Annotated in this window: 21 protein-coding genes; 13 read left to right on the top strand and 8 right to left on the bottom strand. The window is 62.2% G+C overall.

Annotation, left to right across the window (positions count from 1 at the left end):
* Position 1: 1 nt before the first annotated feature.
* The 4 genes from Q8O80_RS20615 to Q8O80_RS20600 are packed head-to-tail and all read right to left on the bottom strand — an operon-like array spanning position 2 to position 2,157.
* Positions 2–328, bottom strand: coding sequence for a beta-lactamase hydrolase domain-containing protein (locus tag Q8O80_RS20615; protein ID WP_305582853.1), 327 nt, complete (start codon positions 326–328; stop codon positions 2–4).
* A 41-nt stretch (positions 329–369) separates the two neighbouring features.
* Positions 370–1,263 carry an MBL fold metallo-hydrolase gene (locus tag Q8O80_RS20610; protein ID WP_305582851.1) on the bottom strand — a complete coding sequence of 298 codons (894 nt, stop codon included), beginning with the start codon at positions 1,261–1,263 and terminating at the stop codon, positions 370–372.
* Positions 1,264–1,288: 25 nt separating this feature from the next.
* A complete protein-coding gene (locus Q8O80_RS20605) occupies positions 1,289–1,729 on the bottom strand; it encodes a YeeE/YedE family protein (protein WP_305582849.1) in 441 nt (146 codons plus the stop codon).
* Positions 1,729–2,157, bottom strand: a complete 429-nt coding sequence (locus tag Q8O80_RS20600) for a YeeE/YedE family protein (RefSeq protein WP_305582847.1) — start codon at positions 2,155–2,157, stop codon at positions 1,729–1,731. The genes Q8O80_RS20605 and Q8O80_RS20600 overlap by 1 nt, the downstream gene beginning before the upstream one ends.
* A gap of 178 nt (positions 2,158–2,335) precedes the next feature.
* Between Q8O80_RS20600 and Q8O80_RS20595 the strand changes: the two genes are divergently transcribed.
* Positions 2,336–2,638, top strand: coding sequence for a helix-turn-helix transcriptional regulator (locus tag Q8O80_RS20595; protein ID WP_305582843.1), 303 nt, complete (start codon positions 2,336–2,338; stop codon positions 2,636–2,638).
* A 28-nt stretch (positions 2,639–2,666) separates the two neighbouring features.
* On the opposite strand, the gene Q8O80_RS20590 is transcribed toward Q8O80_RS20595, so the two are convergent.
* The 3 genes from Q8O80_RS20590 to Q8O80_RS20580 all read right to left on the bottom strand — a co-directional run bounded on the left by Q8O80_RS20590 (position 2,667) and on the right by Q8O80_RS20580 (position 5,911).
* Positions 2,667–4,106, bottom strand: coding sequence for a M81 family metallopeptidase (locus tag Q8O80_RS20590; protein WP_305582841.1), 1,440 nt, complete (start codon positions 4,104–4,106; stop codon positions 2,667–2,669).
* Complete coding sequence (locus Q8O80_RS20585; protein WP_305582839.1) at positions 4,106–5,287, bottom strand: MFS transporter; 1,182 nt, start codon at positions 5,285–5,287, stop codon at positions 4,106–4,108. Before Q8O80_RS20585 ends, Q8O80_RS20590 begins: the two co-directional genes overlap by 1 nt.
* A 144-nt stretch (positions 5,288–5,431) precedes the next feature.
* Positions 5,432–5,911, bottom strand: a complete 480-nt coding sequence (locus Q8O80_RS20580) for a hypothetical protein (RefSeq protein ID WP_371136250.1) — start codon at positions 5,909–5,911, stop codon at positions 5,432–5,434.
* 63 nt (positions 5,912–5,974) lie between these two features.
* Between Q8O80_RS20580 and Q8O80_RS20575 the strand changes: the two genes are divergently transcribed.
* The 8 genes from Q8O80_RS20575 (at position 5,975) to Q8O80_RS20540 (ending at position 14,884) form a co-directional block, all read left to right on the top strand.
* Complete coding sequence (locus Q8O80_RS20575) at positions 5,975–6,259, top strand: hypothetical protein (protein WP_305582835.1); 285 nt, start codon at positions 5,975–5,977, stop codon at positions 6,257–6,259.
* Positions 6,260–6,326: 67 nt separating this feature from the next.
* Positions 6,327–7,481, top strand: coding sequence for a Gfo/Idh/MocA family protein (locus Q8O80_RS20570; protein WP_305582833.1), 1,155 nt, complete (start codon positions 6,327–6,329; stop codon positions 7,479–7,481).
* Positions 7,482–7,491: 10 nt separating this feature from the next.
* Positions 7,492–8,379 (top strand): carbohydrate ABC transporter permease, encoded by an 888-nt coding sequence (locus tag Q8O80_RS20565; protein ID WP_305582831.1) that lies wholly within the window; start codon positions 7,492–7,494, stop codon positions 8,377–8,379.
* 89 nt (positions 8,380–8,468) lie between these two features.
* Positions 8,469–9,311 carry a carbohydrate ABC transporter permease gene (locus tag Q8O80_RS20560; RefSeq protein ID WP_305582897.1) on the top strand — a complete coding sequence of 281 codons (843 nt, stop codon included), beginning with the start codon at positions 8,469–8,471 and terminating at the stop codon, positions 9,309–9,311.
* Between the two features lie 43 nt (positions 9,312–9,354).
* On the top strand, positions 9,355–10,575 hold the full coding sequence (locus tag Q8O80_RS20555) for an ABC transporter substrate-binding protein (protein WP_305582829.1): 1,221 nt from the start codon (positions 9,355–9,357) through the stop codon (positions 10,573–10,575).
* Positions 10,576–10,673: 98 nt separating this feature from the next.
* Positions 10,674–11,750 carry an ABC transporter ATP-binding protein gene (locus Q8O80_RS20550; protein WP_305582827.1) on the top strand — a complete coding sequence of 359 codons (1,077 nt, stop codon included), beginning with the start codon at positions 10,674–10,676 and terminating at the stop codon, positions 11,748–11,750.
* A 29-nt stretch (positions 11,751–11,779) separates the two neighbouring features.
* A complete protein-coding gene (locus Q8O80_RS20545) occupies positions 11,780–12,646 on the top strand; it encodes a MurR/RpiR family transcriptional regulator (RefSeq protein WP_305582825.1) in 867 nt (288 codons plus the stop codon).
* Positions 12,647–12,871: 225 nt separating this feature from the next.
* Positions 12,872–14,884 (top strand): beta-N-acetylhexosaminidase, encoded by a 2,013-nt coding sequence (locus tag Q8O80_RS20540; protein WP_305582823.1) that lies wholly within the window; start codon positions 12,872–12,874, stop codon positions 14,882–14,884.
* A 93-nt stretch (positions 14,885–14,977) separates the two neighbouring features.
* Here the strand turns inward: Q8O80_RS20540 and Q8O80_RS20535 are convergent, their stop codons facing one another.
* Positions 14,978–16,438: a M81 family metallopeptidase gene (locus Q8O80_RS20535; protein ID WP_305582821.1), complete on the bottom strand. Its 1,461-nt coding sequence runs from the start codon at positions 16,436–16,438 to the stop codon at positions 14,978–14,980.
* 194 nt (positions 16,439–16,632) lie between these two features.
* Between Q8O80_RS20535 and Q8O80_RS20530 the strand changes: the two genes are divergently transcribed.
* The 4 genes from Q8O80_RS20530 to Q8O80_RS20515 all read left to right on the top strand — a co-directional run bounded on the left by Q8O80_RS20530 (position 16,633) and on the right by Q8O80_RS20515 (position 19,582).
* Positions 16,633–17,022: a RidA family protein gene (locus Q8O80_RS20530; protein WP_305582819.1), complete on the top strand. Its 390-nt coding sequence runs from the start codon at positions 16,633–16,635 to the stop codon at positions 17,020–17,022.
* 7 nt (positions 17,023–17,029) lie between these two features.
* On the top strand, positions 17,030–17,806 hold the full coding sequence (locus Q8O80_RS20525; RefSeq protein ID WP_305582817.1) for an SDR family oxidoreductase: 777 nt from the start codon (positions 17,030–17,032) through the stop codon (positions 17,804–17,806).
* Complete coding sequence (locus Q8O80_RS20520) at positions 17,803–18,864, top strand: D-TA family PLP-dependent enzyme (protein ID WP_305582815.1); 1,062 nt, start codon at positions 17,803–17,805, stop codon at positions 18,862–18,864. Before Q8O80_RS20525 ends, Q8O80_RS20520 begins: the two co-directional genes overlap by 4 nt.
* A gap of 151 nt (positions 18,865–19,015) precedes the next feature.
* Positions 19,016–19,582, top strand: a complete 567-nt coding sequence (locus Q8O80_RS20515) for a DNA-3-methyladenine glycosylase (RefSeq protein ID WP_371136251.1) — start codon at positions 19,016–19,018, stop codon at positions 19,580–19,582.
* Positions 19,583–19,753: the final 171 nt, after the last annotated feature.

The following is a 19,753-nucleotide window of genomic DNA, read 5'->3' as shown; positions in this document are numbered from 1 at the left end:
CTTACTTGGACAGAGTCGCGTAGAGGCTGCCGGCGCGTGCGCCGGAGCGGCAATAACCCAGCATTGGCTTGGGCAGGTTGGTCCAGGCATCGTGGAAGCGGATAACCTGGCCTTCGCCCAGCATGCCGGAAACCGGGATGTGGACAATCTTCAGGCCCGCCGCTTCGGCGGCGCGGGCAACTTCGTCATAGCTGGGCTGGCCGCCTTCTTCATGATCGGGACGGGCGCAGACGATGGACTTGTAGCCAGCGTCGGCAATGGCCTTGATCTGGTCGGGGGTGATCTGGCCAGTAGTGGCGTAATCGGCAGTAATCTTGTTGAGGTGCATGGTCTTCTCTTTGGGTTTTGCTTGAGTAAAGGGCCACATGGTCAGAGCCCGTTCACGGGGACTTTGAGGAAGGTATTGCCATCTTCATCCTTGGGGGGAAGCTTGCCGGCGCGCATGTTCACTTGCAGTGACGGGATGATCAGCTTGGGCATGTCCAGTGTCGCGTCGCGCGCTTCGCGCATGGCCACAAAGGTGTCTTCGTCGGTGCCCTTGCCCACGTGGATATTGTGCTCCAGCTCGTCGGCCACCGTGGTTTCCCACTGGATGTCGCGGCCATTGGGACCGTAGTCGTGGCACATGAACAGCCGGGTCTGGGCAGGCAGGGCGAGTACACGCTGGATTGAACGATACAAGGTGCGCGCATCGCCGCCGGGGAAGTCGGCACGGGCCGAGCCACCATCGGGCATGAACAGGGTGTCACCGACAAAGGCGGCATCACCAACCACATGCGTCATGCAGGCCGGGGTATGGCCCGGCGTGTGCATTACATGCGCGGTCAGGCCACCGATCTTGTAGCTGTCACCATCGGTGAAAAGCCGGTCGAACTGGCTGCCATCGCGCTGGAATTCGGTGCCTTCATTGAAGACCTTGCCGAAGGTTTCCTGCACGATCTTGATATTCTCGCCAATGCCCAGCTTGCCGCCCAGCTTGCCCTGGATATAGGGCGCCGCCGAGAGGTGATCGGCATGCACATGGGTTTCGATCAGCCACTGCAGATCCAGCTTTTGATCCTGGATATAGGCGATGATCTTGTCGGCACCATCATAGGTGATGCGGCCGGCCGCGTAATCGATATCCATCACGGAATCGATGACCGCACAGGCGTTGGAACCGGGATCCTTGACCACATAGCTGATGGTGTTGGTTGGCTTGTCAAAGAACGCCACCACTTCAGGATGCACATCAAGTTCTGGGGTGAATGGAATGGACGTCATGGTCATATCCTCTTCTTGAATGAATTCAGGCGGTTTTGGCGACCCGAGGCCGCAGGGCGTCACGGGCCGTTTTGGCGGCGGCGATACCAACCAGCATCGCGGCAACAAAGATCCAGGCGGCACTCTCTCCCAGGCCCAGGGCCGGGATGGCGCCGCCGGGGCAGAAACCGGCAATTCCCCAGCCTATGCCGAACAATGCAGACCCTGCCAGCAGCGATGCATCGAGCTTGCGGTTGGTCGGCAGGTGAAACCGGGGCTCCAGGATCGGCCTGTCGCGCTTGAGCACGAAGAAATAGCCGACTGCGGCTACCAGCAGGGCGCTGCCCATGACAAAGGCAAGCGAGGGATCCCAATCGCCAGCAAGGTCAAAGAAGTTGAGCACCTTGGCCGGGTTGGCCATACCAGAAATGGCGATGCCGGTTCCAAATACAAGGCCTATCAGACCAGCGAAAATTGTGCGGCGCATCAGAAGCCTCCCAGCACATGGCGAACGACATAAACGGTGACGAAAGACGCCCCCATGAAGACCGCTGTTGCGGCGATCGAGCGCGGCGACAGGCGGGCCATGCCGCAGACACCATGACCCGAGGTGCAACCAGAACCGAAGAACACACCGACGCCGACGATCAGACCACCAATGATGACCCAGGGTGTGGGAACGGGACTGGCGAAACCGACATCATAGCCGGTCAGCAGCACCATGAGAGCGGGCGCGATGATTGCACCGCCCAGAAACGCTGCGCGCCAGGCCCAGTCGGGGGCTATGGGCGGCAGCAAACCAGTCAGAATGCCGGTCATACCGGCAATGCGACCATGAAAGGCCATGAGTAATACGCTGGCGAGACCGATCAGCGCGCCGCCAAGCAGCGACACGAGAGGGGTAAATTCCGTCATCTATAAATAACCTTGCACGTCGAGGGGCCAGTTGGCGTGTAAACAGGATAGAGGCTGGTGTCAGTCCAGTGGCGCAGTCAGCGCTGTCCATCTGGGTCGTCAAATCAGCCTCCTTGATCATTGCTATGTTTGAGTGCTACGTCTCAAAGCGAATATACACTTATTAGAACATTCTAATATGGTCAAGATGGAAATTGAAAAACTCGAGGCCAATGCCGAGCAGGCGTCACGCCTGCTCACAGCCATGGCCAACGCCAAGCGCCTGCGCATTCTGTGCTGCCTGCTTGATGGTGAAATGAATGTGGGTGACCTGGAAACGCGCGTCGGGCTGGCCCAGTCCCCGCTCAGCCAGCACCTGTCCAAGCTGCGGGCCTGGAACTTCGTTACGACGCGGCGCGACGGCCAGCAGGTCTTCTACTCCATCGCGTCCGACGATGTGCGCCATATTCTGACGACGCTATACGGCATCTACTGCACCTAGTGGCCCGCCCCCGCGCGAGGCGCACGGCTCAGCGCTGTTCGGCGCGCTTTGACCAGAATACCTCCGGCGCCCAGGCAAAATCCTTGTCGAACGGATATTGCGGTACGCTTTTGTGCCGCCGCTCCAGCCGCTCGACGAACTGATCCACCACGCCGGGCGACAACGCCATCAGGCTGGGATTGGCGATGGGACCCAGATCGGGCGACAGATAGCCCGACTTTACCACCACGATCCTGGCGGTACGAGGATCGAGCCCCAGCCGGGTGAAGTCGGCAATATTGTGGAACGGTCGCCGCCGCGCCGTGATCACCAGATCGATACCGCCAATCCGCACCACCGCCTCGCGCAGCTGCGGATCGCCGGTTTCGAGCAGGAACTGCACTGTAGCTTCGGTTTTGACCGTGACGCTGGACGGGTCCAGACTGGCCCCAATGGTCAGCTCGAGGCTCGCGCCCGTGCCGGCGGCATAGGCTGCGTCGGTGGCTTGCTTGTCGGCAATGCCGGCAAACACCACGCCCTGCGCGTCATTGGCCATCAGTTCGGCCAGCACTTCCGCCCGGTCGCCGACACCGCCGCCCGTCGGATTATCGCCCGATTCGGCCAGCACCACCGGGGCAGTGGTGGCGGTCACGGCCCAGTCGACACATTCCTCGATGCTGCCCGTGGTGGTGCCGAACACGAAGCGCTCGCGCAAATCCCAATAATCCTGCGCCAGCACCCGCGCCGCCGCGGTCATCGCCAGCCGGTCGGTCCCGGTGATCACGGCACAGGCCGTGGCGCGGGGCTCGTCCGCCCACACATAGCCCACCTGAAACGAGGCATCCCAGACCCCGGTGGGGTCTTCGGCCGCCTGCAATTGGCTGTAGAATGTGCGCGCCGGCTCATCCTGCGTCGAGGTGCGCTCACCCGGCAGCAGCACCGGCACCGGCACCCAGGCCAGTACTGGCCGCTGCCCGGAGCGGAGCGCGCGCACCAGCATGGTCACCGCCCGGCGCATGGTATCGGCCACATCGATATGGGGCGCGGTGCGATAGGTGGAGAATATGTCGAGCCCGTCGACGATGCGCTGGCTGACATTGCCATGCAGATCATAGCTGGCCGCGATCAGCACATCGGGGCCGACCAGATCACGCACCGCACTGATCATATCGCCCTCGGCGTCCTGCAGGTCCTCGACAAACATCGCGCCATGCATGGCCAGATAGACGCCATCAAGCGGCAGGGCGGCCTTGATCCCGTCAAGGATTTCCGCCTTCCAGCGCGCATAGAGCGCCCCTTCCACCGGCCCGCCGGCAATCGCCCGCGCATGCAGCACGGTAATAAACTCGGCTGGAAAATGCGTCAGGAAATCGAAATAGGCGTCCTTGATCATGGTGGGTCCACGCAGCACGCGGAAATCGGCCTCCCGCGCCAGCACGGGATTATAGGTGCTGCACTCCGTGTGCAGGCCGGCAACAGCAATGCGCATCACAGCACTCCAGCGATTTGGGCTTCAGGATTGGATTTGGAGACAGCTTTGTTGGTGTTGAGCCGACCGGTCAACAGCAGGCTCAGCAGCAGCCCGGGAATGACGCAGGCCAGGCCCAACCGCATATCGGCATGTTCGGCCACAAAACCGATCACCGGCGGGCCGACCAGAAAGCCCAACAGGGCAACAAAGCTCAAAATGGCGACATTGGCTGAGGCGGCGCGATCGGTCAGGGCGGCCGCGGCCGTTACCGCCAGCGGGAACCCCACCGAGACGCCCAGCCCGATAATGCCGAAGCCGAGCAGCGCCAGCATGGTATTGGGTGTGAACACCAGCATGCTCGCGCCCGCCAGGGCCAGCACGCCGCAGATCCGCGCTGTGGTCACCGCGCCGAACCGGCGTTTCAGGCTGTCGCCGCCAAACCGGCCGGCTGCCACCATCAGCGCAAATACCGAATAACCCAGCCCCACTGTGCCCGCTTCGGCGCCGAGGGCATCGCGCAGGAAGATCGCCGACCAGTCGGCCATGGCGCCTTCGGTCATGGTGATGCCGAATACGAAGAAACAGATGCCCAGCAGCGCCCAGCTGGGTAGCGCCCAGGCCGAGCGACTGCCCTCATGGCTTTGGCTCGCCTCGGCATAGACCGGCAAGGCCAGGGCAGCCGCAATGGCCAGCGGGAGCACCGCTCCCGATACAAGCAGGATCGCCCAGCGTGGCTCCAGCCCCAGTGCCGCCAGGGCCGCGCCAATCAGGCTACCCGCCATGATCCCGACCGACCAGAAACCGTGTGCGGTGGTCATGATCACCGAGCCGGTGGCCTTCTCCACCGCGTCGGCCTGCACATTGAGCCCGAGTTCGACAAACGACATGGAGGAGCCGATCAGCATCAGCGCTCCGAACAGCAGGGTCGCGTCAGTGGCAAAACCGGGCAGCGCAACAGCAATGGAATACAGCACAAAGCCGACAATGATCGCCCGACGCGGCCCGATCCGCCCCACCAGCGGCCCGGCAAATGGCAGGGTGAGCAGCGTGCCGCAGGGCAGGCCCAGCAAGGCCAGAGCCAGTCCGCCCGGGCCGAGACCCAGCGCCAGCTGCACCTCGGGAATACGCGGCAGCCATGACCCGAAGGCGATCGGCTGCAGGAAGAAGATCAGCATGGTCAGGCGCTGGGGAGTGAGCATGTTCTGGTTCTCAGAAAAAGTCCCCTCCTCCGCCCTTCGGGCATCTTCTCCCACGAGGGGCTAAGGGGGCTGCGGCACGAGTGGAGAGGGTGGATCGGCCGCTGGCCGGGACGGATGAGGGGGCGGGATAGGCAACGCCGCGACCTACCCCGCCATTGGATAGGGCAGATACCCCGCAAAGCCCGTCAGCTTCCACACGCCCGCGACCTTGCGGCAGAAATACAGCGTCTGCCAGTTCAGCACGTCCTTGCCGCCATCGCGCAAGGCGATCTCGCCGTCGAATTTCTTGTGCGCGATGGCGATGTCGCCATTGATCTCGATCTCGGTCAGGCTGGTGGCGCGGTGGATGCCGGTCAGCACGTCTTCGGCATAGTCGAGCTGCTGGCTCGCCTTGGCCTGGGCGATCCAGTCGTCGCGATAGGCCCCGAGGGTGGGAAAGCTGATGCGCCAATTGTCGGGATTGCCGGACTTGCCGCCATTAATGCCGAGAAAGCCCGGCTCGATGAAGTCGCCTGCCACCATGCTCCAGTCGGCAGCCACGAAGGCGGCAATGTCGCGCTCCACCAGCATGGTCCAGATGGCGCTGCGGTCGGCATCATTGGGGAAGGGATTGGTGCTGGTCATGTCCATCTCGTCGCGTTGCTTTGATCTTATCTGCCGTGGTTCTGAACTCGGTCATCCTGGCCGATGTCCATGGTGGCCGCCGTCGCCGGCATGCCCACCGCCTTGGTGTCGCAAATTTTCAAATTGGCCATCCGGCAGCAGGTGACATTTGGAGGCCAGATGAATACCAATTTTGACAATCTGTCTGTTTTCTGCCTGCTTGTCCACACCGGAACCAACCGAAACTGGCCGATAAATGCCCAGAAAATCAGCAAATTGCTGATCGCTTATGCAAAATTCATGCGTGGCTTATATTGGTATTGTTGTTGCGGCGGATTCGTGTTGACATTGGTTTCAAAGCGGCCCTAATCTTGAAAATAGTTTACAAAAATACGACCAATCCGACAGAGACTGGCGTCAAAAAACAGGGATCACTATGCGGGTAGGCGTCATCGGTCTTGGCTATCGTTTGGGCTATTTGGCGCGGGTCTTTTCCGCTGCCCGCGATGACTTCTCGATTGCCGGATATGTCGACCCCTCGCCGGCCGGCCTGCCCTACGCCACCGAACATGGCGTCTCGGTCGGCACTGCGTTCGACAGCCTCGAGGCCATGCTCGACAGCGAACCGCTCGACCTGCTGATGGTGGGTTCGCCCAATCACCTGCACCTTGAGCACATTCGTATCGGCCTGGAACGCGGGGTCAAGATTTTCACCGAAAAGCCGGTCGTGACCTCGGTGGAAGACACCATGGCGATCGCGCGGCTGATCGCCCAATATGGGGCCGACAATTTGATGGTCGGCCTGGTGCTGCGCTACGCGCCGCTCTATGTCGATCTGCGCAAGGCGCAGGCCGAAGGCCAATTGGGTGACATCACCTCGATCGAGGCCTCCGAGCATATTCCGCCCTATCACGGCGCCTTCTTCATGCGCGACTGGCGCCGATATGAGCGCTATTCGGGCAGTTTCATGCTCGAAAAATGCTGCCATGACCTGGATCTCTACAATGGCGTGATGGGCTGTCGCCCACATTATGTCTCCAGCTTTGGGGGACGTCGTACCTTCGTGCCGGCCAATGCGCCGACAAATGTCGGCATCAACGACCTGGAAGTCTATCACCGCAAACCCACCGGCTGGATGGGCAGCGACAAGGTGTTCGACAGCGATGGCGACATCATCGATTACCAGACTGCCATGGTGCAATACGCCAATGGCGCGGCGCTGAGCTTCCACACCAATCTGAACGTCCCAGACGATTTCCGCCGCTTCGCCGTGATGGGCGCCAAGGGCATGGCCGAGGGCGACTTCATCCGCAATTTCCTGCGGGTCACCGACAGCCGGACCTCGGACCGACTGGTCGATACCACCTACAAATTGAGCGAACTCAGCCAGCACTATGGTGCCGACGAGCAGATGGCCGAGGATATTCTCAAGCACGTGCTCGATGGTGAGCCCCTGCCGGTGTCGATCATCGACGCGCTGGAAGCGGGTCTGCTGGCGCTGACCATGGATCAGGCGATGCGCACCAGAACGGTCATCGACATGACCCCCATCTGGCAAGAGTTCGATACCGCCCTCGGGCGCGAAGGATAGGGAGAAGCCGATGACCAGCACCCGTAGCGCCTCCCTGTTCGCCCTCGCCCTGCTGGCGCCGGCCATCCTCTACATACTGGCCATCGTTGCCTATCCGCTCTTTGACACGGTGGTGCTCTCCTTCACCAATGCCGCGCTGCGCCCCGCCTACGATTTCGTCGGCTGGGCCAACTATGAGCGCATCTTCGGTGCTGGCAATTTCACCGAGGTGATCATCCGCACCTTTGTGTGGACCTTCGCCTCGGTGTCGCTGAAAATGATCATCGGCATGTTTGGCGCCGTTCTGCTCAATGCCTCGATTCCCGGCCAGACCCTGTTCCGCATTCTGACCATGCCGCCCTGGATCGTGCCCATGGCCATCGGCATCTTCATGTGGGGCTGGATGTATAATGGCCAGTTCGGCATGCTTTCCGGCCTGCTACAGAACTTTGGGCTGATAGCTGGTCCCTTTCCCTTCCTAGCCTATGGCTCCAGCGCTTTCTGGGCGACGGTGGTCACCGACGTCTGGATAGGCGTGCCCATGGTAACCATCTATTTCCTCGCCTCCATGCAGTCGATCCCCAAGGATCTGCATGAGGCTGCCTGGACCGATGGTGCGGGCCGTCTCTATCGGTTCCGCCGCATCACCCTGCCACTCATGGTGCCGGCAATCATGACCATGAGCCTGCTCAGCCTCATCGCCACCTTCAATTCCTTCGACATCATCTGGATCCTGACCCAGGGCGGTCCGAGCAATCAGACCACCACCATGATCATCGACACCTACAAGACCGCCATCGGCTCCTACCGCTACGGCGAAGGTGCCGCTCGTGCCGTGGTGATCTGCATCTTCGTGTCGATCTTCTGCATCGTCTATTTCCGCGCCGTTCGGAAGCTGTCGCAGGGAGAAGTTAAATGAGTGACGTCGCCCGCACCACCGAAGTAGCTGCTGTAGACAGTCCCGCCATCATCGAGCCAAAGCGACGGAGTTTCCGCGCCGGGGTGGCGATGATTGATCGCTATAGCTGGTATGAACTGGTGGGCCTCTATGCCGGTCTGGCATTGTTCCTGATGTTCGTGCTGGCGCCCTTCATTGAAGGCTTCATGGTGTCGCTCAAGCCATTGAGCCAGCTGTTTTCGACGCCTTACAGCTTCATCCCCGAAAACGGCTCCTTTGCTGCCTATTCCACCATGTGGACCACCGTTGACGGCCTGGGACGCTATATATTCAACTCGCTGTTCATTTCCGCGGTGGTTACGCTGGCCGTCATCGTGATCGTGGTGCCCGCCGCCTACGCCTTCGCCCGGTTCCAGTTCGTGGGTTCGGGGGTGCTGCTGGGTATGTTCCTGGCGGTCAACATGTTCTCCGGTGCGGTCCTGCTGATCCCGCTCTATCGTCTGATGCGCTCGCTGGGCCTCCTCAACTCCTACTGGGCCATGATCGTGCCGGGCATTGCCTTCCTGATCCCTTCCTCGATCTGGCTGCTCCGCACCTATATGGCGCGTATCCCGCGCGAACTGGACGAAGCCGCCTGGGTTGATGGCGCGTCCCGTCTCTACACCCTGCGCCGGGTCATCCTGCCGCTGGCGATGCCGGGGGTGGTCGTGGTCGCCATCATGACCTTCATCGGTGCTTATGCGCAGCAGTTCATCTTCGCGCTGACCTTCAACTCGCGGCAGGAATTCATGCCCTTGCCGGTTGGCCTCTTTGCCTTTTTCGGTCGTCAGGAAGTGCTCTGGAACGAGCTGATGGCCGCCAGTTTCGTCGGAATTCTGCCGGTCATGATCATTATCGTGTTCCTGCAGCGCTATCTCGTCGCCGGTCTTACCGCTGGTGCCGTGAAGCAATAGGGAGCGGAGCCCCTCAAGCTCGCAACACAAGGGAGACTATGTCGTGAAATCAAAATCCAAGATATTGCTCGCCTCGCTGGTGGTCCTGTCCGGCTCCACCAGCCTCGCCACCGTCGCTTATGCGGACCCGATAAGTTTCATCCTCTGCGGCGATGAAGTTTTCCCGACCCAGCAGCAGGCCATGGACGACTGGGCCGCGGCCAATCCCGACTACCCTGTCGAGGTGCAGCTGGTCGGCTGGGCTCAGTGCCAGGATCGTGCCACCCAGCTCGCCATTGCCGGCGATCCCGTTGGCCTGGCCTATGTCGGCTCGCGTACCGTCAAGCAATACGCCATCAACGACCTCATTGTGCCCATCCCGATGAGCGAAGAAGAACAGGCCAGCTACCACAATTACGTACCCGAGACCGTAACCTTTGAGGGCCAGCAGTGGGGCGTGCCGGTCGCCTTCTCCACCAAGGCGCTCTACTGGAACAAGGATCTGTTCGAAGCTGCCGGTCTCGACCCCGAAGTGCCGCCGACCACCTGGGAAGAAAAGATCGCCTTCGCCAAGCAGATCACGGAAAATACCGATTCAGCCGGCTATGGCGTTGTTGCCAAGACCATGGACAATACCATGCACCAGTTCCTGCACTGGGTGTATTCCAACAATGGACAGGTGATCGATGCTGAAGGCAACATCGTCCTCAACTCGCCTGAGAACCTGGAGGCACTGACCGCGCTCAAGGACATTGTTCCTTATGGCGAAGAAGGTCCGACCGCCTACGAGCAGAACGAAGTGCGTGCCATCTGGCTCGATGGCGGTGTTGCCATGATCGAAGCCATGGCCAGCGCCGGTAACCTGGCGGGCGAAGCCGGCATGAACTGGGGCGTTGCACCACTGCCGCAGGGTCCAAGCGCTGAAGGCCCGGGGACCTTGCTGATCACCGACTCGCTGGTCGTGTTCAAGGGTACCGGCTATGAGGACAAGGCGATCGAGTTCGCCAAGTTCATCACCAAGCCCGAATACCAGTGGTCCTATGAGCAGGAGAACGGCCTGACTCCGCTCCGTCCATCGGAAGAAGTCGCGCAGTTCGTGGCTGAAAATCCGGAATGGGCGCCGCTGATCGACGGCATAGAATTCGGTGGTCCCGAGCCGTTGTTCAACGACTATATCGGTCTGCAAAACGTCATGATCGAGATGGTTCAGTCGGTTGTCACCGGCCAGGCCGAGCCTGCAGCTGCCCTTGAAAAGGCGGCTGCCGAACTCGAGCAGTACAAGTAAGTTCTTCTGACCTGGCCATCGCCCCTTCTGGGGCGATGGCGCTTCCGATCCCCATTGCCTGCCCGGGGGTATCAAGCCCCGCCGACCGGAGACGCCCCATGTCGCAACTGAGCCTGAAAAACCTCGAAAAATCCTTCAACGAAGCCCGCATCATCAAGGGTATCGATCTGGATGTGTCCGAGGGCGAGTTCGTGGTTTTCGTCGGCCCCTCCGGCTGTGGCAAGTCCACCCTGCTGCGCATGATCGCGGGCCTTGAAGACGTCACGTCGGGTGACATCGAGATCAGCGGCAAGGTGGTCAACGACCTGCCGCCCGTGCAGCGTGGCATTGCCATGGTGTTCCAGAGCTACGCGCTCTATCCGCACATGACGGTCTATGAAAACATCGCCTTTCCGCTACGCGTGGAAAAGCTGCCCAAGGCCGAGGTCGAGGCGCGCGTCGACGCTGCCGCCAAGGTCCTGCAACTGGAATCGCGCCTGCAGCATCGTCCCGGCCAGCTCTCGGGTGGTCAACGCCAGCGCGTTGCCATTGGCCGCGCCATTGTGCGCCAACCCAAGATTTTCCTGTTCGATGAACCGCTGTCCAATCTGGATGCCGCGCTCCGCTCGGAAATGCGCATCGAGCTGATGGAACTGCACAAGCGCCTCGGCTCGACCATGGTCTATGTCACCCATGACCAGGTCGAGGCCATGACCATGGCCGACAAGATCGTCGTGCTCGACGCCGGTGAGATTTCCCAGATCGGCTCGCCGCTCCAGCTCTATCACAAGCCCGACAATCTGTTCGTTGCCGGGTTTATCGGCAGCCCCAAGATGAACTTCATCAATGGCACCGTAGCCAAGGCCGATGGCACCACGCTCAGCGTTGATCTGGGGCCTCTGGGCAATATCGCCTTGCCGCGCAGCACGAAGGCCAAGGCCGGGGCGCCCATCACACTGGGTATTCGGCCCGAGCACCTGCAATTGGGCAAGGGGGACTTCACGCTCAAAGTCACCCCCAATATCGTTGAATATTTGGGCATCCACACCGTGGCCTACTCCACCCTGCCAGGCGGGGAGAACTTCATCGCCCTGTTCGAAGGTGCCCCGGCGATCGCCGAGGGGAAGGTCAGCGAGATCGGCTTCGCGCTTGATCAGGTGCACCTGTTTGATCAGGCGGGGCTGGCAGTTTACTGATCGGCTGATTGCACGCCGGGGAAGTGACCATGCTCGATATTGTTGGACAGCTGCAGAGCGAAAAGCACGCGTTCACGCGCTCTGAACGCGCCTTGACCGAAATTGTGCTGGCCGACGTCGACAGTGTGCTCAAGCTCTCCATTGTCGATCTTGCCGCGCAGGCCGACGTGTCGCCGCCGACCGTGACCCGTTTCTGTCGCCGTCTTGGTTGCGACAGCTATGCCGATTTCAAGGTGCGGCTGGCGCAGTCCCGTTTTGTTGGCCAGCGCTATTTCGCTCCTGCCGCCGGTCCCTCCAGCGTGCACGAAATTGCCCAGGGCGTGGTCAACGGCATCCAGTCGATCATCTACGAAACCTTCGACCATTTCGATTTCGCTGCCGTCGAGCGCGCTGCTGAAAGCCTGGTCAAATCCAGTTTCGTGCTGGCCTTCGGATCGGGTGGCGCCTCCTCGATGATGGCGGGCGAGATCGAGGCACGGCTGTTCCGCCTCGGGCTCAAGATTGCTGCCACGGACGACCACCAGATGCAGATGATGCGGACCGCCGCAGCGCCATCCGGCACCGTCATCGTGGCCTGTTCGCTCTCGGGCAATAACGCCCAACTCGCCAAGGCGCTGACCGTGGCGGGGGAATATGGCCTGACCCGGGTGGTCATCACCAGATCCGCCTCCATTGTGTCGGAGCAGGCCGATATCCTGTTGCCGATCAACTGGCAGGAGAACGGCGATATTTTCCGCCCCACACCGGGCCGCTATGCCTTCCTGGCGACAATTGACGTCTTGGCGCAAACCGTCGCCACCCGGCTCGGCCCGTCCGCTATCGCCAGCATGCGCCGCATCAAGCACCAGCTCGTCGTCAACCGTGACGGCGACGACGCCCAGCCTTTGGGGGATTAGCCCGTCACTGTTTCAGTCAGCCTTCCCTGCCCCTTGCAGGGCTTCGCCATCGGTCGGCACGGCCGATAATAGGCTCCACTGGAGCCTTTCGAGACAAGAAGGCCATGAGAGCAGTGCTCGAATGGCCAGATCGAGGGGTCGTTCAGTTCATCACTGCTGGACCCCCACCCCCACCCGGCCCCGCAAGGGGGAGGGGAGCCACACATCCGACCAAGAGACATTTCCATGACCACCTCCTTCTCCCTCGTCACCACCTGGACCCCCGCCACAGATGACGCGCCGCTCGCCTATGGCCTCGAGCTGACCAATACGGGCGATAGTCCGGTCAGCGGTTTCACCCTCGGCTTCTCGGGCCCGGCCCGGATCGACCCGACGGCGACGCTGGAAAACGGCAAGCTGCTCAAACGGCTGTCCAACTACACCTTGATCGCCCCGCCTGACGGCTTTGTACTGGCGCCCGGCGAGACCTGGACGTCGATCGCGCGCGGCCTGTCCTATGGTTTGCGGCACTGGAGCGACGGCGCCAATGCAGCCTATGTCGAGCTGGCCGATGGCACCATCGTCAATCTCGCGACCGCGCCCACCCAGGGCAAGGGCCACAATTCGCCGCTCCTCAAGGGCGCGGCAAAATTCCCCGTGCCGGCCAAGGCGCCGGTACAAGTCTCCATCATCCCCTGGCCGAAATCGGTGGCCACTACCGGCACGCGCACCCCGCCGCCTGGCCTGGATCTCAAGCCGGAAGGCACAGATGCCGGCCGCGCCGCCGCCGCCTTTGCCGATCTGGTCGATGATCTGTTTGCTGTCGAGGCCATTGTCCGCCCGGCTTCCGAAGCCGGCATGCCCGTTGCCATCCGCTATCGGGATGGCCTCGGCGCCGAAGCCTATGAAGTGAGCTTCAGTGAAGACAACGCCGTTGTGGAGGCCACCACCCGCCAGGGCATGTTCTATGGCCTGGTGACGCTCGGCCAGATCCTGCGCGGCGCCAAGAAGCACCCGCAGACCTTTGTCTTCCCCACCGGCGGCACCATTGCCGATGAACCGGGCTTTGCCTATCGCGGCTGCCATCTCGACGTCGCCCGCCAGTTCTATTCCAGCGCCGAATGCAGCCAGTTGCTCAGACTGCTGGCCTGGAACAAGCTCAACAAGTTCCATTGGCACCTGAGCGAGGACGAGGCCTGGCGGATCGAGATTGATGCCTATCCCCAGCTCACCGAAATCGGCGCCTGGCGCGGTCACGGCAAGGCGCTGCCGCCCTTGCTCGGCTCGGGCCCTCAGCCCACGGGCGGCTATTATTCCAAGGATGCCGTGCGCCAGATTGTGGCGCTGGCCGATAGCCTGGCCATCGCGGTGATCCCCGAAATCGACATTCCCGGCCATTCCTACGCCACGCTGCAATCACTGCCGGAGCTGCGCGATCCGGCCGAACAGGGCGAATATCAATCGGTGCAGGGCTTTCCCAATAACAGCCTGAACCCAGCCTATGAGCCGGTGTACAAATTCGTCGAAACTGTCGTCGACGAAGTCCTCGAGCTGTTCCCCGCTGGCATCTTCCATATCGGTGCCGATGAGGTGCCACTGGCCGCCTGGTCCGGCTCGCCACTGGCGCTCGACATGATTGAAAAGCTCGGCGGCCCGGACATGCGCGCCAGGCACGAGCGGCAATTCAACCAGCTCGGCAATCATCACGGCGCCGACGAAATCGAGGGCTCACCCACCGCGCTGATCCAGGCCGCTTTCATTCGCCGCGTGCATGATTACATCACCGCCAAAGGCGCCATTACCGGCGGCTGGGAAGAGGCGGCGCACGGCAATGCGGTGGATCCCGACAAGAGCTTCGTCATCGGCTGGCGCAATGTCGAGATCAACGCCGCCCTCGCCGAAAAGGGCTTCAACATTGTCGTCTCGCCGGGGCAGCGCTACTATCTCGACATGGCCAATTCGGAGGCCTGGGCCGAGCCCGGTGCTGGCTGGGCCGGCTGGTCGGGCCCGCAGGAGACCTATGAGTTCGAGGCCCGCGCCGGATTCTCCGAGCAGGGACTGACACACCTGATGGGCGTGCAGGCCTGCATCTGGAGCGAATCCATGACCGACCGCGCCATCTTTGACCGCCTGGTTTTCCCCAGGCTATCGGCCATCGCCGAAGCTGGCTGGACGCTGCCCGAGCGCAAGAGCTGGGACCGGTTCAAGGCGCTGGTGGGCCTGATGCCCATCATGTACCGCAACTGGTCCGCGGAGTAGGCCTATACCGTCTCAACAAACCCGATCGTCACTCTCGGGCCTGACCCGAGGGTGACGTGCGGTGGGTGTGGAAGCGGGGCGGCCGCGCCGCCCTCAATCACCCCACGGATTCTCCACCATGGGCCAGATATCGCGCCGCGCCTTGCGGTAGGGCGTGGTGGCCGGCGTGTTTGGATAGGGCTTGCCGGCCGCGCAATAGATGATCTCCGAGGCGATTCTGGAGAAGGAATCGTAGAAGTGATTGGTCGATTTGATCAGCAGGATCTTGCGCGACTTCGGGTCAATGCCCATCACGGAAAACAGTGATGGATCAAAGCTTTGCGCCCGGGTCGAATTGAGGATCACATCAATCCCGGCAAAGCTGATCCAGGCCGCATCACCGAAGGGCGCATAGCTTTCGCCAAAGCGCATCTGCGCGTCGCATACGATGCGATTGACCGTCACTATTTGATCAATCGGGTTACCCGTATGCGGCGCCGACTTGGCCCCGAAACGCAATGGAATTTGAGCACCTTCGCCGGCTGCCATGCAGATCTGCACCGCGATCGGATCCCAGATCGTGCCCACGGCGACGTCACGTATCCCCCGTGCAATCAGCTCTGCCAGAATGACGGTTGCATCGCCCGCCGTGCCGCCCCCGGGGTTGTCCCACACATCGGCAATCACCACGGGCCCGCGCGGCGCGGCAATTGCCGCGTCAACGGCCGCGCGCTCATCCACCTGCGCCACCATGAAGGTGCCGCGCATGGCAAACAATTCGCGCCCCAGCTTTTCGGCCAAGGCCGCGCCCTTGGCGGCATTGTCATTGGTGATGGCGATGATCTTGGTGCCCATTTCGGGCACATCGCCGGCCATGAAGCCGTGGATCACCGAGAGCGAGAGCACATCCGGCTCGGCCCGTTCCAGCGCATAAAGCTGATCGACAAAGCCGCGCATCGGTTGTTTGGAGGTGGGGAACACATCGATCATGCGACAGTCGAACACGCTCATCACCGGGGTAATCTCGCCCTTGAGCGCCCGCACGGCGATGGCCCAGAGGTCCCGCGCCCGGTCGACGAAATCGGTGTGCGGGAATTCCTTGAACGCCACCAGGAAATTGGCGGCTGCGACGCGTTTGGCGGTCAGGTGACTATGCGGATCGAGCTCGGCGCAGACCAGCACGCCGGGCCCGACAATGGTCCGGATACGGCTCAGCAGATCGCCCTCGGGATCATCATAACCCTGCGCCACCATGGCGCCATGCAGCCCCAGCACGACGGCGTCGACGGGCATGGCGGCTTGCAATTGCGCCAGAATTTCGTCGCGCAGCTCTTCATAGGTGGTTCGCGCCACCAAGCCTGCCGGGTCGGCCCAACTGGCGCTGCCTTCGATCAGCGTCCAGCCTTGCTGGGCGCAGACCTCGCGGCCCACCGTGATCGGCGCGGTGCACAGGGTGGGGGTGGCCGGATGCTCGCCCGGGCGGGCATAGAGCGAGGCCTCGAACGCCCGCCGGTCCACGGCGATGGGTGAAAATGTGTTGGTTTCAGTGGCTAGGGCGGCGGTAAAGACGCGCACTTGGAAACTCGCAATAGTGACTATTTCTGGGCTTGGGCTAAGGTGTCTGGAGAGCACGGTAACACAGGCCATATGGGGCAATCACGTAAGAAATTTACATTTTGATCCGTGATTTGTCGGTGAAACCGCTCTCTTGGCCCGATATGATGGCCGATAACGAAATTTGATTACAAAATTCTCCCAGGAGTGCTGCGATGTCGATCAAACGCTATGGTGCCGAAAAGTCCGGGGCCGGTGGCCAGAACCTGCCCTTTGCCCGTGCCGTTGGGGCCGGCGGTTTCCTGTTCGTTTCCGGCCAGGTGGCCATGAAAGACGGCGAAATCCAGGGGGTTGGCATCGTCGAGCAGACCCACCTCACGATCAAGAACGTCATCGCGATTCTGGAAGAAGCCGGCTATGGGCTGCAAGATGTGGTGCGCTGCGGGGTCTGGCTGGATGATCCGCGCGACTTCTGGAGCTTCAACGCTGTCTATAAAAGCTATTTCGGCGAGAACCCACCGGCGCGCGCGGCGGTGCAGAGCCACATGATGGTGGACTGCAAGGTCGAGATCGACTGCGTCGCCTACAAGCAGCCGCAGGGATGATCGGATAATGGACAGCTCGGTGTTCGGATTGAACGGCAAGACCGTTCTGGTCAGTGGCGCCGGCGGCGGCATCGGCCAGGCACTGGTGGCCAGCCTGCGGGCGGCGGGGGCCAGGGTGGTGGGCGCCGACCGCGAGGCCAGCATGCTTGCGGGGCTTGATCTGGTCGACACGGTGCTGTTTGACCAGGCCGATGCCAGGGGCACACGGGCATCCATTGAAGGTTATCTGGCCAGAAGCGGCGCGCCCGACGCGGTGATCGCCAATGCCGGCTTCACGCGGGCCGAAACCCTCGACCAACTCGATGACGCGGTCTGGGCAGCCGAACTCGCCATCAATCTGAATGGCGCCTATGCCATGACCGACCCGATCATCGCCGCCATGGCCAGGCGCGGCGCCGGCAGCCTGGTGTTCATCTCCTCGGTCAATGGGTTGGGCCATTACGGCAACCCGGCCTATGCCGCCGCCAAAGCCGGGTTGATCGCCTATGCCAAGGCCATCGCAGTGGAGCGCGGCGGCCAGGGCGTGCGTGCCAATGTGATCTGCCCCGGCTCGGTGCGCACGCCGGCCTGGGATCACCGCCTTGAGGCCGATCCGGGCCTGCTGGACACTGTGCTGCCGCATTATCCGCTGGGGCGCATGGTGCTGCCGGCTGAAGTCGCCAATGCGGCGGTGTTTTTTTGTTCGGACGCCGCCTCGGGCATTACCGGCACGGTGCTGCCGGTCGATGCCGGGCTCACCGCCGGCAATCTGCGTTTCGTCGATGATGTATTGAGGGGCAAATGAGCCGTATTTTCGAGGTCGATACCCCCGCCGTGCTGATCGACATTGATCGCGTCGAGGCCAATCTCAAACGGGCGCAGGATTATGCCGATGCCCATGGCATCAAGCTGCGCCCGCATATCAAGACGCACAAGCTGCCGCGTTTTGCCAAGCGCGCCATGGAGCTGGGCGCGGTCGGCATCACGGTGCAGAAGCTGGGCGAGGCCGAGGTGATGGCCGATGCCGGGATCAGCGAAATCTTCCTGCCCTACAATATCCTGGGCGCTGCCAAGCTGGCGCGCCTCAAGGCGCTGCATGAGCGCGTGCATATCACTGTCACTGCCGACAGCGTCGAGACCGTGGCTGGCCTGTCGAGCACCTTTGCCGACGCCGCCCAGCCGCTAGCCGTGCTGGTTGAGTGCGATACCGGCATGGGCCGCTGCGGGGTGCAGAGCCCCGAGGCGGCGGTTGAATTGGCGCGGACCATTGCGGCGTCGCCCGGTCTGGTGTTTGGCGGCTTGATGACCTATCCGGCCGCCGGGCAGGTCGAAGCCAATCAGGCGTTTCTGGCGGCTGCCAAGGCAGCACTGATCGCAGCAGGGCTTGCCCCCGCGATCATTTCCAATGGCGGCACGCCCGATCTGTGGCGCGCCCATGAGGTGACAGCAGCCACTGAGCATCGCCCCGGCACCTATATCTATATGGACCGCTTCCAGGTCAGCAAAGGCGTGGGCGGGTTCGAGGACTGTGCCCTGACCGTGCTGGCCACTGTGGTCAGCCGGCCCACCGAAAACCGCGCCATTATCGACGCCGGCTCCAAGGCGCTGACCAGCGACACGCTGGGGATGAGTGGTTTCGGCTTGATCGAGGCCTATCCCGGGGCCCAGATCGTCGGACTGAGCGAAGAGCATGGCACGATCGATCTGACACGGTGCGTGGACAAGCCGCAGATCGGCGACAAGATCCGCATCATCCCCAACCACGCATGCGTGGTGTCCAATCTGTTCGACACGGTGACGCTGATCTCGGGTGACCAGGTGGTCGAGACGGTCCGGGTCGACGCGCGCGGCCGGGTGGATTGAGGGTGATGCGTCTGGTTCCGCCTTTGCGGTGTCGCCCCAGCCTCAGCCCCTCCCCATCAAGAGGAGCGAGGCGCTGGCTACGGTGCCGGTGTTCATCGTCTCCCTCCCCCTTGTGGGGAGGGATCAAGGGTGGGGGTTTTGAGACCCTCAGCTGCCCCCGGTGACGCCGCAACTCACCCCCGCCTTCTTTGATCGCCCCGCCCCCGAGGTGGCGTGCGATCTCATCGGCGTCACGCTCCTGGTCGATGGCGTGGGCGGGGTCCTGGTCGAGGTGGAGGCCTATGACCAGCAAGACCCTGCCTCGCACAGCTTCAAGGGACCGACCCCGCGCAATGCGGCGATGTTCGGTCCGGCCGGGCATGCCTATGTCTACAAGATCTACGGCATCCACTGGTGCCTGAACTTTGTCTGCCAGCCGGGCAGCGCCGTGCTGATCCGGGCGCTGGAGCCGCTCCATGGGCTGGCGCTGATGCAGCAGCGGCGCGGTGGCATGTCCGGGCGCCAACTCTGTTCGGGTCCCGGCAAGCTTTGTCAGGCGCTGGGCATTGATGCGGCACAAAACGGGTTGCCGCTTGCCAGCCCCCCCTTCAGCCTCACCGCCAGCGCCGAGAGCCATGAGATCGCCACCGGGCCGCGCATTGGCATCACCAAGGCGGTGGCGACACCCTGGCGCTTCGTGCGGCGCGGCTCGCCGTTTCTGAGCAGGCCACTGTCGTAGCGAGCCCCACCCCGATCCGTCCCTTCAAGAAGGAAGGGAGCGCGCCTCTCTGCTCTCGGCAGTCCCAAGCCGTCGCCGAACTCGCAGGAAAATCGTGACGGAACCAATAACGGCCTCTGGTGATTTCGGGTAGCAAGAGGCCAGAGCGTGTCAATCGGACAAGGCGGCAGA

Origin of the sequence: Devosia sp. (genome assembly GCF_030689745.1) — a bacterium.
Classification (GTDB): Bacteria; Pseudomonadota; Alphaproteobacteria; order Rhizobiales; family Devosiaceae; genus Devosia; species Devosia alba.
This window is presented reverse-complemented; position numbering and strand designations above follow the sequence as displayed.